Raw genomic sequence first — 13879 nt, 5'->3', positions numbered from 1 at the left:
GGTGACTACCGAGTCGAGTCGGATCGACCGCGGGTTGCGGCGACGAAGCGGGGCTTACCCGCGAGGTCCGGATGCTCGACGACATCGGTGAAGTCACCCTGTTCGGCCAGCAGAGCGGCGAGTTCGGAGCCGTTGGTGTCGTCGTGCTCGATGGCGCAGGAGCCGCCGGGACGCAGCAGCCGGGTGATGGTGGGAATCATCCGACGGATGACATCCAGTCCGTCCGGACCGCCGAAAAGGGCCAGATGCGGATCGTGATCGGCGACCTCGGGATCGAGTTCGGCGCCTTCGGGGATATACGGCGGATTGGCGACGACCAGATCGACTTTGCCGTTCAGTTCGGTGAGCAGATTCGCGTCGGTGACATCGTCGGCGTAGAGGGTGATCGCGGTGTCGCCCTCGGCAATGCGCAGGTCGGCATTGCGGCGCGCCCATTGCAGAGCCGCTGGATCGATGTCGATCGCGTGCACATCGGCATCCGGACGGGCCTGGGCAATGGCAAGTGCGAGCGCGCCGGAACCGGTGCACAGATCAACGACGAGCGGCGGGTGATCGTGCGGCAGTGCTTCCAATTGCGCCAGGGCCCAAGCGAACAGCAGCTCGGTCTCGGGACGCGGGACGAAAACGCCTGGCCCGATCGCGAGTTCGATCTCGCCGATCGCCGCGATACCGGTCAGGTGCTGTAAGGGAATTCGCTGCGCACGCCGGGCCACCAGTGCGCGATAGTCCTCGAGTAGCTCCGGCGCGACCAGCGGGGTCAGCGCCAGCCTGGTCCGCTCGACAGCCAGCAGATGGGCCGCCAACGTTTCGGCGTCGGCCTGCGGACTGTGCACGCCTGCCATCCGCAATGTTTCGACCGCCTGGTTGATGGCAGGTCGCAAGGCCACACGCGTCATTGGCTCGTCCGCCTTTACTCCGCGGCCATTCGGGCTTCGCGATCCGCCTTGCCGAGGGCATCCAGGAGTGCGTCCATATCACCGTCGAGTACAGCGTCGAGGTTGTGCGCCTTGAAGCCGATGCGGTGATCGGTAATGCGGTTCTCCGGGAAGTTGTAGGTACGGATGCGCTCGGAGCGGTCCACGGTGCGGATCTGGGAGGCCCGGCCCGCGGCGGCTTCCTGATCGGCCTGCTCTTCGGCGAGCGCCTGCAGCCGAGCCGCGAGCACCTGCATGGCGCGGGCCTTGTTCTGCAGCTGGGAGCGCTCGTTCTGGCAGGTCACCACGATGCCCGAGGGCAGGTGGGTGATGCGGACCGCGGAGTCGGTGGTGTTGACGCCCTGGCCGCCCTTGCCGGAGGAACGGTAGACGTCGATGCGCAGATCCGATTCGTCGATCTGTACCTCTTCGACCTCGTCGGGCTCCGGGTAGATCAGCACACCGGCCGCCGAGGTATGGATGCGGCCCTGCGATTCGGTCACCGGAACCCGCTGAACGCGGTGCACGCCGCCCTCGAATTTGAAACGGGACCAGACACCGTCGCGCGCGGCGTCGCGGCTCTTGATGGAAATGGTCGCATCCTTGTAGCCGCCCAGGTCGGAGATGTTCACATCGAGAATCTCGACCTTCCAGCCATGCCGCTCGGCGTAGCGGACGTACATGCGGGCCAGATCCGAGGCAAACAGCGCCGATTCCTCGCCGCCCTCACCGGATTTCACTTCGAGCACCACATCGTCACCGTCGTGCGGGTCACGCGGGGCGAGTAGATCCGCGAGGGTCTGCTCCAGCTCGACGACCTGTTGTTCCAGGCCGGGCACTTCGGCGGCGAAGGAGGCGTCGTCGGCCGCGAGTTCCTGTGCGGCGGCGAGATCCTCGCGCGTGGACTTCAGCTTGTTGTAGGTGGCCATGATCGGGGCCAGCTCGGCGAACCGCTTGCCGACCCGGCGCGCGGCACCCGGATCGCTGTGCAGCGCCGGATCGGCGAGCTGCGTCTCCAAGCCCGCGTGCTCGGCCAGAATGTCATCGATCGCGGACGGTTGCGTCACGGTGCTTCCTCTCTTTTTCCGTACTGGCCACACAAAAGCGCCGACGCCCGGCCTGCAGCGCAGGACCGGGCGTCGGCGAGGAAGCTACTTTGCGTCGGCCTTCTTGCCGGCACGCTTGCCGTAGCGAGCCTCGAAGCGGGCCACGCGACCACCGGTGTCGAGAATCTTCTGCTTGCCGGTGTAGAACGGGTGGCACTGCGAGCAGACCTCGACGGTGATGTGTCCCGACTCCTTGGTGCTGCGAGTCTGGAAGGTGTTGCCACAACCACAGACGACCGTGGTCTCGACATACGCCGGGTGAATTCCTGCCTTCATGGATGTCCTCTCGATATTGGCCGCCGGGTCGCCCGCGCATATCGCGAGGACGTGAACCGGAGCCGACTTAGGCGGGAGGCCTGCTCAACTGAGCAGACGCAACGACCGTTCAGTATGCCAGAACGGCGGTTACGCTCCCAAAACGCCCCCGATGGCCGGTTTGTTCCCGCCCCCTGGGTAGTCCCCGAGCCCTATTGCCAATTGAACTACTGGCACGCGTTGATCGTGTTCTTACCGCACCCTCAATTCGGGTAGTGCGCTACTCGTAAATACGAACACCGCTGTTCATAGAGTTTTGGGCCTGAGCACATCGGCATGCCAAGACAGAAAGGAGAACCCTGTGAACAGCCGCGTTGCACTGGCGGTCTTCGTTTCGTTGATTCTCACTGTCGCGGTCGGCTGGTTCACCGTTCCGGATCGCCCGGACACCTACGCGTACGCGAAGCCCACTGCCGCACAGTTCGACCCTGCCACTACCTCCGCGCACACCGGTAGCCCGGCCGCCACGACGGCGATCATCCTGGCCTTCATGATCGCGGGCGCGGCCGGCATCGGTCTCGCGTTCTTCAGCCCGACAACGCCGAAAGGGCGCTCCCGCGCCACCCCTTTGCCGGATGTCGTGCGCGTAGAAACTACCGTTGCGGCCCGGCGGCCGACAGCGGACTTCAGCGCTGGATATCCCGGACGAGTTGCCCATGTGCGCACGAAATCAGTTGTGAAGTATGCGCAAAAAGTACGGGGACCCCGCCTGTGCGGAGTCCCCGTTCACTCATTCGTCGAGCGCGCCCGGCGCGGTCTTGCTGACCTGCATCAGGAACTCGAGGTTGTTCTTGGACTTCTTCAGGCGGTCGATCAGCAGATCGATCGCCTGATGCGAGTCCAGGCCAGACAGTACGCGGCGCAACTTGTGCAGCACCGCCGCCTCATCGGGGCTGAGCAGTAGCTCGTCCTTACGCGTGCCGGACGGGTTGACGTCGACCGCGGGGAACACGCGCCGCTCCGCGATCTTGCGGTCCAGCTTGAGTTCGGCGTTACCGGTGCCCTTGAACTCCTCGAAGATCACCGTGTCACCGGTGGAACCGGTCTCGACCATCGCCGTCGCGATGATGGTGAGCGAGCCACCGTTCTCGATATTGCGCGCCGCGCCGAGGAACCGCTTGGGCGGGTACAGCGCGGTCGAGTCGACACCACCGGAGAGGATGCGGCCCGAGGCGGGCGAGGAGTTGTTGTACGCGCGGCCCAACCGAGTGATCGAGTCGAGCAGCACCACAACGTCTTTGCCCATTTCCACCAAGCGCTTGGCGCGCTCGATGGCCAGTTCGGCGACCGAGGTGTGGTCTGACGGCGGACGATCGAAGGTCGAGGCGATGACCTCGCCCTTCACCGAACGCTGCATATCGGTGACCTCTTCCGGACGCTCGTCGACCAGCACAACCATGAGGTAGACCTCCGGGTTGTTGATGGCGATGGCGTTCGCGATGTCCTGCATGATCGTCGTCTTACCGGCCTTGGGCGGGGAGACGATCAGGGCGCGCTGGCCCTTACCGATCGGCATGATCAGGTCGATGACGCGCGTGGTCAGCTTGTTCGGCTGGGTCTCCAGGCGCAGACGCTGATTCGGGTACAGCGGGGTGAGCTTGGCGAATTCGGGGCGCCGCTTGGCCGCCTCGACCTCACCGCCGTTGACCGTATCCAGGCGCACCAGCGGATCGAACTTCTGGCGCTGGTTGCTCTGCTCACCGTCGCGCGGGGCGCGCACCGCACCGGTGATCGCGTCACCGCGGCGCAGGCCGTTCTTGCGGACCAGGTTCATCGAGACGTAGACGTCGTTCGGACCGGCCAGGTAGCCGGAGGTGCGCACGAAGGCGTAGTTGTCCAGCACATCAAGAATTCCCGCGACCGGCTGCAGGACATCGTCCTCGCGGATCTCGAGCTCGCGGGTCTCGCCGCCACCGGCGCCACCGTCGCGGTCGCGACCACGACGACGTTCCCGGAACCGGCGTCCCCGCCGGCCACGACCGCCCTCGTCCTCGTCACCGCCACGGCCGGCCTCACTGCGGCCGCCGCCCTCGCCACCGCGGCCGCCGTTGGCATTGCCGTTCTGGTTGCGCTCGCGGCGACGTTCGCCCTGCTCCGGCTCCTGCTTGGGCTCGTCACTTCGGGCCTCGCCCTGGGCCGCATCGCCGGCGGCGCGCGCCTGGTCACGACCGCGACGCTGCCTGCCGCGACCGCGCTGACCGCCCTCGCGACCGGAATCCTCGGTGGTCTCCACGGGCGCGGCCGCCTCGGCCTGCGCCTGATCGGACTTCGGCTCGGCCGACTTCTCGGCGGTCTTCGGCGCGGCAGATTCGGCGACGGCCTCCTTCGCGACAGCCTGTTTCGCCGGAGCGTCCTTGGCCTGGGCTTGCTTCGCCGGAGCGGGAGCGGCAGGCGCCACGTCGAGGGTGCCCTGCTCGGCCTTCGCCGGCGCCGCCTTGGCGGCGTCCGCGTCGGACTTCACCTCGCCACGCGCGGGCTTTTCCGCCTTCGCCGATTTTCCGGCCTGATTTTCCTTGATGGCGGCGATCAAATCGCCCTTGCGCATTCCAGAGGTGCCTCGGATACCGAGCTCCCCCGCGAGCGCGCGCAACTGCGGCAACAACATTCCAGTCAGCCCCGATCGTGCGACGTCGGTTTGTTCGCTCATCTTCGAAATCTGTCCGGAGTCACTTTCGCGGTTCCCAGCCGGGTTGGAATCGACCCCGGGTGTCGCGAGCAGGTCCGTATCTGTCACGGAAATCCTTTCCTTCCCTCGACTGCCGTTTGCTGTTTCGAGGGTTTCGTCCCGCAGTCCGGGCGTTGTGCCGGACTCGGATGCGAGGGCCGAACACACAGCTCGGACCGGCGCTTTTGCCGTATCACCTGCCCCGCCGGACCGGCGGCTTCGCCACCAGTTCCCGAAAGGTGGGAGAGATCATTCCAGTTGCGCAGCTACGCAGCACCCCCATGGCCTGGAGGCTCGAGCCTGGAGCCTGCTGGAGCGATTGCCCTGATGAAGCACCGGCGTCTGATGCGCACGATGTACGGACGTGCTCAGGATAGCTGGCAACCTAGAACCTCGGCAAGGCAGGCGCGCCGTCAGTGGACCTGGACGCCTTCCGCGAGTCCCGGTTCGACCACGCGGAGCCCGTCGATGGCCGCGAGTTGCCGGAGTTCGGCGGGGAAATCGCTGGTACCCAAGGCCAGTACGGTCGGTCCGGCGCCGGAGACCGTGGCCGCGATCCCGGCTGCCCGCAGCCGGGCGATCCAGGATGTGGTCAGTGGGAGTGCGGGTGCGCGCTGGATCTGATGCAGACGATCGACCGTCGCGGGCAGCAGCAGGTCAGGGCGTTGTGTCAGGGCGACGACCGCGAGTGCGGCGCGGCTGACATTGAACGCGGCATCACCGTGCGGCACGACCTCGGGCAACAGTCCGCGGGTATGTGCGGTCGATGAGCGCTCCTCGGGGATCAGCACCACCGGACGCAGGGTCGGATGCGGATCCAGGCGCACGGCGCGGTAGACGCGGCCGTGATCGGTCGCCGCGGCGCCGTCGTTGCCGGCGTCCGCAGCGGTTTCGGTCCAGGACACCACGATTCCACCGAGCACGCTGGCCGCGGCATTGTCCGGATGACCTTCGAATTCCGATGCGAGCTGGACCAATTGGTCACTACCGGTGGCCAACGCCGGATCCAGTTTCGTCGCAAGACCACAGCCCGCGGCAAGCCCGCCGACCACCGCCGAAGCCGACGAACCCAGACCACGCGAATGCGGAATCACGTTGCGGCACACCACATCGAGACCATCGGCCCAGACGCCCGCCGCCTCTAGGCCGCGCTCGATCGCCCGCACCACGAGATGTGAAGGGCCCCAAGGCACATCGTCGGCACCCTCACCCTCGACTCGGATGGAAAGGCCGGAATCGGTAGTGCGCACCTCGATCTCGTCGTAGATGCCCAAAGCCATACCGAGCGAATCGAATCCGGGGCCGAGGTTGGCACTGGACGCGGGCACCCGCGCGGTCACGGACAGACCGGCGGGCAGCGTCCTGGTCATCAGCTGGCTTTCGCGCGAATTCAACTCAGGCCAGCTCGAGTTCGTGGGCGACCGCGATCGGGTCGACCGGAATCGCCTGCACCTGAGGCATTCCCGCGAGCGCGTTATCCGGATCCTTGAGGCCGTTACCGGTCACCGTGCACACGACGGTCAGACCGGAATCCAGCCAACCCTCCTTGCGCGCGGCGAGCAGGCCGGCGATGCTGGCCGCCGACGCGGGCTCGACGAAAACCCCCTCGGTCGCGGCGACCAGTCGGTACGCCTCCAGGATCTGCGCGTCGGTGGCGGCGCGGAAGGCGCCACCGGACTGCTCCTTGGCCTCCACCGCGCCGTTCCAGGACGCGGGCGCACCGATCCGGATGGCGGTCGCGATGGTCTCGGGATCCTTGACCGGGGCACCGTTGACCAGCGGCGCGGCACCCGCGGCCTGCACGCCGAGCATGCGCGGCAGCCCGGTGGTGATGCCGTCGGCGTAGTACTCGCGGTAGCCGCGCCAGTAGGCGGTGATATTGCCCGCATTGCCCACCGGAAGGGCGTGCACGTCGGGTGCCTTGCCGAGCACGTCGCAGATCTCGAACGAGGCCGTCTTCTGGCCCTCGATGCGGGCTGGATTCACCGAATTCACCAGCCCGACGGTCGGGAATTCCGCGGTGACCTTGCGCGCCAGTTCGAGACAGTCGTCGAAGTTGCCGTCGACCTGGATGATCTTCGCGCCGAGCATAACGGCCTGGGCCAGCTTGCCCATGGCGATCTTGCCTTGCGGAATCAGCACCGCACAGCTCATTCCGGCCCGGGTCGCATAGGCCGCGGCCGACGCCGAGGTGTTGCCGGTGGACGCGCACAGCACCGCCTGCTGGCCGCGGTACTTCGCGTCGGTGATGGCCATGGTCATCCCGCGGTCCTTGAAGGATCCGGTCGGGTTCAGGCCCTCCACCTTGAGATAGACATCACATCCGGTCAGCTGGGACAGATGCGGTGCGGGCACCAGCGGAGTGCCGCCCTCGTAGAGGGTGACCGGCTCCCAGTCGGCGGCGCCGGCCAGCCGATCGCGGTATGCGGCGATCAGGCCGGGCCACCGGGAGTGCACCCCTGCCTGCGGCGCAATGCCAGTCGTACGCACACCCGTCGCCCGACCTCCACCCCTCATCGAATCGCTGCGCGATGCAGTTGTCATTCGTTGGTGCCTTCCAATCTCAGAACGCTGGTCACGGATGTGACGGATTCCATTTCCGCCAAGGCGGCGACGGTGTCCGCGAGCGCCGACTCCGACGCGTGGTGGGTGACCACGACCAAGCGCGCACCCGCGCCATGTCCTTCCTGACGGACCGTGGAGATGCTCACCTCATGGTTGGCGAACTCGCCCGCCACCTTGGCCAGCACCCCGGGTCGGTCCGCGACCTGCAGGTTCACGTGGTAACGCGTGGGCGTATCGCCGATCGGCGCGATCGGTAGCTCAGCATAAACCGACTCACCCGGAGCACGCCCACCGAAGAACTTGTTGCGCGCTGCCATCACCAGATCGCCGAGTACCGCGGAGGCCGTCGGCGCACCGCCGGCGCCCTGGCCGTAGAACATCAGCCGGCCGGCGTTCTCCGCCTCAACGACCACCGCGTTGAACGCGCCGGTGACCGCGGCCAAAGGGTGCTTGCGCGGTATGAGGGCCGGGTAGACACGCACCGAGACGCGCTCCTTGCCGCCCTCCTCCGGACCCGGTTCGCCCGGACCCGCGGCGACCCGCTCGCAGATGGCGAGCAGTTTGACCGTGCAGTCCAGCGCGGAGGCCGTCTCCAGATCCTCGGCGGTGATCTTGGAAATGCCCTCGCGGTACACATCGGCCGCGGTCACCCGGGTATGGAAGGCCAGCGAGGCCAGGATCGCTGCCTTGGCGGCGGCGTCGTAACCCTCGACGTCGGCGGTCGGATCGGCCTCCGCGTAGCCGAGGCGGGTGGCCTCTTGGAGGGTGTCCCCGTAGTCGGCGCCGGTCTCGTCCATCGCGGAGAGGATGAAGTTGGTGGTGCCGTTGACGATGCCGACGACCTTGTTCACCCGGTCACCGGACAGCGACTGGATCAGCGGGCGCACCACCGGGATCGCGCCCGCGACGGCGGCCTCGAAATACAGGTCGGCGCGATTGCGCTCGGCGGCGGCGGCCAGTTCACCGGTGTAGTCGGCCAGCAGGGCCTTATTGGCGGTCACCACGGATTTGCCCGCGTTGAGCGCGGCCAGGATGAGGCGGCGGGCCGGATCGATGCCGCCGATAACCTCGACCACCAGATCGACATCGTCACGGGCGACCAGCGCGTCGGCATCGGTAGTCAGCAATTCAGCCGGGATGCCACGGTCGGCGTCCGAGTTGCGCACGGCGACACCACGCAGCACAACCGGCGCGCCGACACGCGCACGCAGGTCGTCGGCGTGGTCGCGCAGAATGCGCACCACCTCGGTCCCGACATTGCCCATCCCGAGGACCGCGACTCCGATCGGACGATCGGTTGCCCATACGCCGAACTTCGCAGCGTCGGGCCCATCCGTCGCGCGACCACCGCCCGGGATGGAATCGCTGCGCGATACTGAGTTCATTGCACCTCCAGGCTGAGCAGATCCGCCACCGTTTCCCGGCGCAGAATGAGTCGCGGTACGCCGCCCCGCACCGCGACGACCGCCGGACGAGTCAGCTGGTTGTACCGGCTGGACATCGCGTAGCAGTACGCGCCGGTCGCGGCGACGGCGACCAGATCACCGGGGCCGACATCGGCGGGCATCCACGTATCGCGGATGACGATATCCCCACTTTCGCAATGCTTTCCGACGACCCGGGCGACCACGGGCTCAGCGTCGGAGGAGCGCGAGACCAACCGGCAGTCGTAGTCGGCCTGATACAGCGCGGGGCGGATGTTGTCACTCATGCCGCCGTCGACGCTGATATAGCGCCTACGCAGTCCGCCGTCGAGCGATACGTCCTTGATGGTGCCGACCTCGTAGAGGGTGACGGTGCCCGGTCCCGCAATGGCGCGGCCGGGTTCAACGGCGATCTTCGGCTCGAGCAGTCCGGCGCGGCTCGCCTCGGTGGCGACCAGCTTGCGCAGGCTCGCCGCGAATTCGTCGAGCGGCGGCGGATCGTCCTGGGGCAGATACGAAATACCAAGTCCGCCACCGAGATCCAGCGTGGCGATCTGCGCGGTGCGCTCGATGCCGAACCTATCGATGGCCTCGCGGAGCAGGCCGAGCATGCGACGCGCGGCGATCTCGAAACCATCGATTTCGAAGATCTGCGAACCGATATGACTGTGCAGACCGACGAGTCGGAGATTATCGGCCTCGAAGACTCGGGCGAGCGCCTCCATGGCATCGCCGCCGGCGATCGAGAAACCGAACTTCTGATCCTCGTGCGCGGTCGAAATATATTCGTGGGTATGGGCTTCCACGCCGACGGTGACGCGGACGAGCACATCCTGCACCACCCCGGCACGGCCCGCGATGGCCTCGAGGCGCTCGATCTCGATGAGCGAGTCGACCACTACATGACCGACGCCCGCCTCGACCGCAGCCGCCAGCTCGGCGGTCGATTTATTGTTGCCGTGCAATGCGATTCGGTTCGCCGGGAAGCCCGCATGCAGTGCGACGGCCAGTTCGCCGCCGGAGCAGACATCGAGGGAAAGGCCCTCGTCACGGATCCAGCGGGCGATCTCACTGCACAGGAATGCCTTGGAGGCGTAGTGCACTCGGGCGTCCGGGCCGAAGGCGGCGACCATATCGCGGCAGCGGGAACGGAAGTCGTCTTCGTCGACCACGAACAACGGGGTGCCGAACTGCTCGGCGAGCTCACGCACGGGCACACCGGCTAGGTGCACGACCCCATCGGCATCGCGAGAAGCGTTGCGCGGCCAGACATTCGCGGGCAGATCGATCATCTGCTCGGGATCGCTCGGACGCTCGGCAAGGCTGGGTGCGTGTGGGATTTCGGCGTGCCGAGGACCGGCAGGATGGACGCTCACGACTGCGCCTCGCTGACACCCGGCTCCGTCGTGACCACCCGAGGCACTGTGCCGATGATTCGTTCGCTGCGCTCACTCACTCTACATACGCTCCGGTGCACTCACGCCGAGCAGCCCGAGGCCATTGCTCAGCACCTGACGGGTGGCATTGGCCAGGGCCAGCCTGGCGGCATTGGTCGGCGTAACGGGTTCGTCGCCGAGGGGCAGTACGCGCAGGTTCTTATTGGTCTGGAACCGGTGGTAGGTGCCGGCCAGTTCCTCCAGATACCGTGCGACGCGGTGCGGTTCGCGCAGGCTCGCGGCACTGGCCACGGTGCGTGGGTATTCGCCGATGGTGCGGATGAGCTCGCCCTCTTCATCGGCGGTGAGCAGAGCGAAATCCGGTGTCACCGTGTCATATTCGAATTCGGCCGCGTTGCGGGCGATGGACGCGGTCCTGGCGTGCGCGTATTGCACGTAGTAGACCGGGTTTTCGTTGCTCTGGCTGGTCCACAGGTTCAAATCGATATCGATGCTCGAGTTCACCGAGCTGCGCACCAGCGAGTATCGGGAGGCATCGACACCGATGGCCTCGACCAAGTCGTCGAGGGTCACCACAGTGCCCGCACGCTTGGACATCCGCACGGCCACGCCGTCTTTGACGAGATTCACCATCTGCCCGATAAGTACCTCGACGGTGGCCGGATCGTCGCCGAAGGCGGCAGCGGCGGCCTTCAACCGGCCGATATAGCCGTGATGGTCCGCACCGAGCATGTAGATGCACAGGTCGAAGCCGCGCGAACGCTTGTTCTGGAAATAAGCGATATCACCGGCGATATAGGCGGCATTGCCATCGCTTTTGAGAACGACGCGGTCCTGATCGTCACCGTATTCGGAACTGGCGATCCACCAGGCCCCGTCCTTTTCGTAGAGGTCGCCGGAATCCTTGAGCTGGGCGACGGCCGCTTCGACCGCACCGGATTCGAACAACGAACTCTCGTTGAAGTACACATCGAAGTCGGTGCCGAATTCGTGCAGCGATTCCTTGATATGGGCGAACATCAACTCGACACCCTCGGCACGGAACAGTTCGAGCTGCTGGCTCTCCGACAGGGTCAGCGCCTCCGGATGCGCGGCCACGATCTTGGCGGCGATCTCGCCGATATATTCGCCTGCGTAGCCGTTCTCCGGAGTCGGCGCGCCGGTTGCGGCGGCGACCAGGGATTTGGCGTAGCGGTCGATTTGCGCGCCGTGGTCGTTGAAGTAGTACTCGCGGGTCACGTCGGCACCCTGCGCGGCCAGAATGCGGCCGAGCGCATCACCGACGGAAGCCCAGCGGGTGCCGCCGAGATGCACCGGACCGGTCGGATTGGCCGATACGAATTCCAGATTGATCCGGGTGCCCCGCAGGGTGCCCGAGGTACCGTAGGCCGCGCCCGCGGTCAATACCTGTTGCAGGATCGCGCCCTGCGCGGAGGCGGCGAGTCGGATGTTGAGGAAGCCGGGACCGGCGACCTCGGCGGCAGCGATGCCATCCGTGTCGGCCAGCGCCGCGGCCAGCCAGGTCGCCAACTCGCGCGGATTCGTTCCGGCCTTCTTACCTACCTGCATGGCCAGATTCGTGGCATAGTCGCCATGTTCCGGATTACGAGGGCGCTCCACATTGACCTCGTCGGGCAGGACCGTCGGGTCCAGTCCACGTTCGACAAGCACCTTCGCCGCGGTGGCGCGAAGGAGATCTGCAAGGTCAGCTGGAGTCACGAGTCTCTATCCTATGGTCTGGGCAGGTGTACGCCTCGAGTGGGCACCTCGGCGGAGCCCTCCGCAACGACCCGGCACTGTGGATAAATACGTGGAAAGAGCACAGCAAGCTATGCCGAGCAGCACGAGCGCCAAATCGGCCAAGGCCGTCCGGGCCGCGGGCAAGGTCGCACCGTCGCGGAAAAAAAGCGACGGCAACGTCCCGGTGGGCAAAGGTCCGTTGAAGAAGCGCCAGATCCCCTGGCTGGTCATCGGAGCCGCCGTGGTGATCATCGCATTGATCGGTGCGCTCGCGTTCAGCCTGGTGCCGAAGTATCGAGACAAAGCCGAACTCGAGAAATTCACACCGAGCGCGCAGCAGAAGGATCCGTCGGATCAGATCGCCGGAGTGGTCAAGAAGGACTATCCGGCCGGACTACATGTCTCGGGCACGCAGCGCGTCGCGTATGACCAGACCCCGCCGTTCGGTGGGCCGCACGATCAGGTCTGGGCGAACTGCATGGGTGTGGTCTACAGCAAGCCGATCCGGCTGGAGAACGCGGTGCATTCACTCGAGCACGGTGCGGTGTGGATCGCCTACAACCCCGACAAGGTCGACGCGGCGGGCATCGACACGCTCGCGCAGAAGGTCGAAGGTAAGCCGTTCACGTTGATGTCGCCGTTCCCGGCTCTGACATCGCCGATAACGCTGCAATCCTGGGGGCATCAGCTGAAGCTGGACAGCGCCGACGACAAGCGGATCAACCAGTTCATCACCGCCTTGCGCGAGAACGCGTACGTCTACCCCGAGGTGGGCGCGAGCTGCTCGAATCCGGCGTTCGACGCGAACAACCCGACGCCGTACGACCCGACGCCGCCCGGACCGGATGCGGTGCCGATGGACGGTAAGGGCTTGACCCAGGACACGACCGAACTCGGCGGCGCCGCGGGCGGTCTGCCCGGTATGCCGAATATTCCGGGGATGCCGAACATTCCGGGTGTGCCGAATATCCCCGGTGTGCCCACTGGGATTCCGACCCAGCCGACGGAAGGTCAGTAGATGCCCGTGGATACCGAGATCGAGATCGAGCCGGACGTGGCAGGCGATTCCGCGGGTTTGGGTGCGCAGGCGCGGCGACAGCGCACGCCGCTGCTGGTGCTCGGCGCGATCGGCATCCTGCTGATCGGCTTCGCCGTCGGCGTACTGGCCCGGCTGCCGCTGGACAGCAATGGTGAACCCGATCCCAGCGCGGTCGATATCGGATTCAGCCAGGACATGTCGGCGCACCATGCGCAGGCCGTCGAAATGGCCGGTATCGCGCTCATCGGTTCCGCCGATAACGACGTGCGCAGGCTGGCCTACGACATTCTGACCACCCAGCAGGGGCAGATCGGCCGGCTACAGGGCTGGCTGCAGATGTGGGGTAAGCCGAATCAGAATGTCGACGGCTATATGGGCTGGATGACCGAACAGTCGGGCCATTCGCATTCCGGCGCCGACCACACCATGTCCTCCGGCCCATCGGCTGCCATGCCGGGCATGGCCACCACCGCGGAACTGACCGCGCTGCGTCAGGCCACCGGGTCTGCCCTGGACACGATGTTCCTGCAGCTGATGCTGCGCCACCACCAGGGCGGATTCTCCATGATCGAATACGGCGCCCAGCATGCCGAAACCACTGCGGTACGCACTTTGGCCGCCACCATGGCGACCACCCAGCAGGGCGAAGCCCAACTCATCACCACCATGCTGACCGCCCGCAACGCGACGCCACTGCCGCTGAACTGATCCATC

The 13879-nt window shown here is 66.2% G+C and carries 11 protein-coding genes; 2 read left to right on the top strand and 9 right to left on the bottom strand.

The window, feature by feature from the left end:
• Positions 1-5 precede the first annotated feature (5 nt).
• The 9 genes from prmC to argS form a co-directional block, all read right to left on the bottom strand.
• Positions 6-896 (bottom strand): peptide chain release factor N(5)-glutamine methyltransferase, encoded by an 891-nt coding sequence (gene prmC / locus AB0L63_RS28885; protein ID WP_364507015.1) that lies wholly within the window; start codon positions 894-896, stop codon positions 6-8.
• Between the two features lie 14 nt (positions 897-910).
• Positions 911-1981, bottom strand: coding sequence for a peptide chain release factor 1 (prfA, locus tag AB0L63_RS28880; protein WP_364507013.1), 1071 nt, complete (start codon positions 1979-1981; stop codon positions 911-913).
• Between the two features lie 84 nt (positions 1982-2065).
• On the bottom strand, positions 2066-2296 hold the full coding sequence (gene rpmE / locus AB0L63_RS28875; protein WP_062982643.1) for a 50S ribosomal protein L31: 231 nt from the start codon (positions 2294-2296) through the stop codon (positions 2066-2068).
• A 769-nt stretch (positions 2297-3065) separates the two neighbouring features.
• The gene (gene rho / locus AB0L63_RS28870) at positions 3066-5069 is read right to left on the bottom strand and encodes a transcription termination factor Rho (protein WP_364507011.1); all 2004 of its coding nucleotides are present in this window, start codon (positions 5067-5069) and stop codon (positions 3066-3068) included.
• 344 nt (positions 5070-5413) lie between these two features.
• Positions 5414-6370 carry a homoserine kinase gene (gene thrB / locus AB0L63_RS28865; protein WP_364507069.1) on the bottom strand — a complete coding sequence of 319 codons (957 nt, stop codon included), beginning with the start codon at positions 6368-6370 and terminating at the stop codon, positions 5414-5416.
• A 25-nt stretch (positions 6371-6395) separates the two neighbouring features.
• Positions 6396-7517 (bottom strand): threonine synthase, encoded by a 1122-nt coding sequence (gene thrC / locus AB0L63_RS28860; protein ID WP_364507067.1) that lies wholly within the window; start codon positions 7515-7517, stop codon positions 6396-6398.
• A gap of 23 nt (positions 7518-7540) precedes the next feature.
• The gene (locus AB0L63_RS28855) at positions 7541-8950 is read right to left on the bottom strand and encodes a homoserine dehydrogenase (RefSeq protein WP_364507009.1); all 1410 of its coding nucleotides are present in this window, start codon (positions 8948-8950) and stop codon (positions 7541-7543) included.
• Positions 8947-10365 (bottom strand): diaminopimelate decarboxylase, encoded by a 1419-nt coding sequence (gene lysA, locus AB0L63_RS28850; protein WP_364507006.1) that lies wholly within the window; start codon positions 10363-10365, stop codon positions 8947-8949. Before lysA ends, AB0L63_RS28855 begins: the two co-directional genes overlap by 4 nt.
• Before the next feature lie 81 nt (positions 10366-10446).
• Positions 10447-12105 (bottom strand): arginine--tRNA ligase, encoded by a 1659-nt coding sequence (gene argS, locus AB0L63_RS28845; protein ID WP_364507003.1) that lies wholly within the window; start codon positions 12103-12105, stop codon positions 10447-10449.
• A 112-nt stretch (positions 12106-12217) separates the two neighbouring features.
• Between argS and AB0L63_RS28840 the strand changes: the two genes are divergently transcribed.
• Positions 12218-13144 carry a DUF3105 domain-containing protein gene (locus AB0L63_RS28840; protein WP_364507064.1) on the top strand — a complete coding sequence of 309 codons (927 nt, stop codon included), beginning with the start codon at positions 12218-12220 and terminating at the stop codon, positions 13142-13144.
• Positions 13145-13873: a DUF305 domain-containing protein gene (locus AB0L63_RS28835; RefSeq protein ID WP_364507000.1), complete on the top strand. Its 729-nt coding sequence runs from the start codon at positions 13145-13147 to the stop codon at positions 13871-13873.
• Positions 13874-13879 lie beyond the last annotated feature (6 nt).

Origin of the sequence: Nocardia sp. NPDC051990, assembly GCF_040680755.1 — a bacterium.
GTDB lineage: Bacteria > Actinomycetota > Actinomycetes > Mycobacteriales > Mycobacteriaceae > Nocardia.
This window is presented reverse-complemented; position numbering and strand designations above follow the sequence as displayed.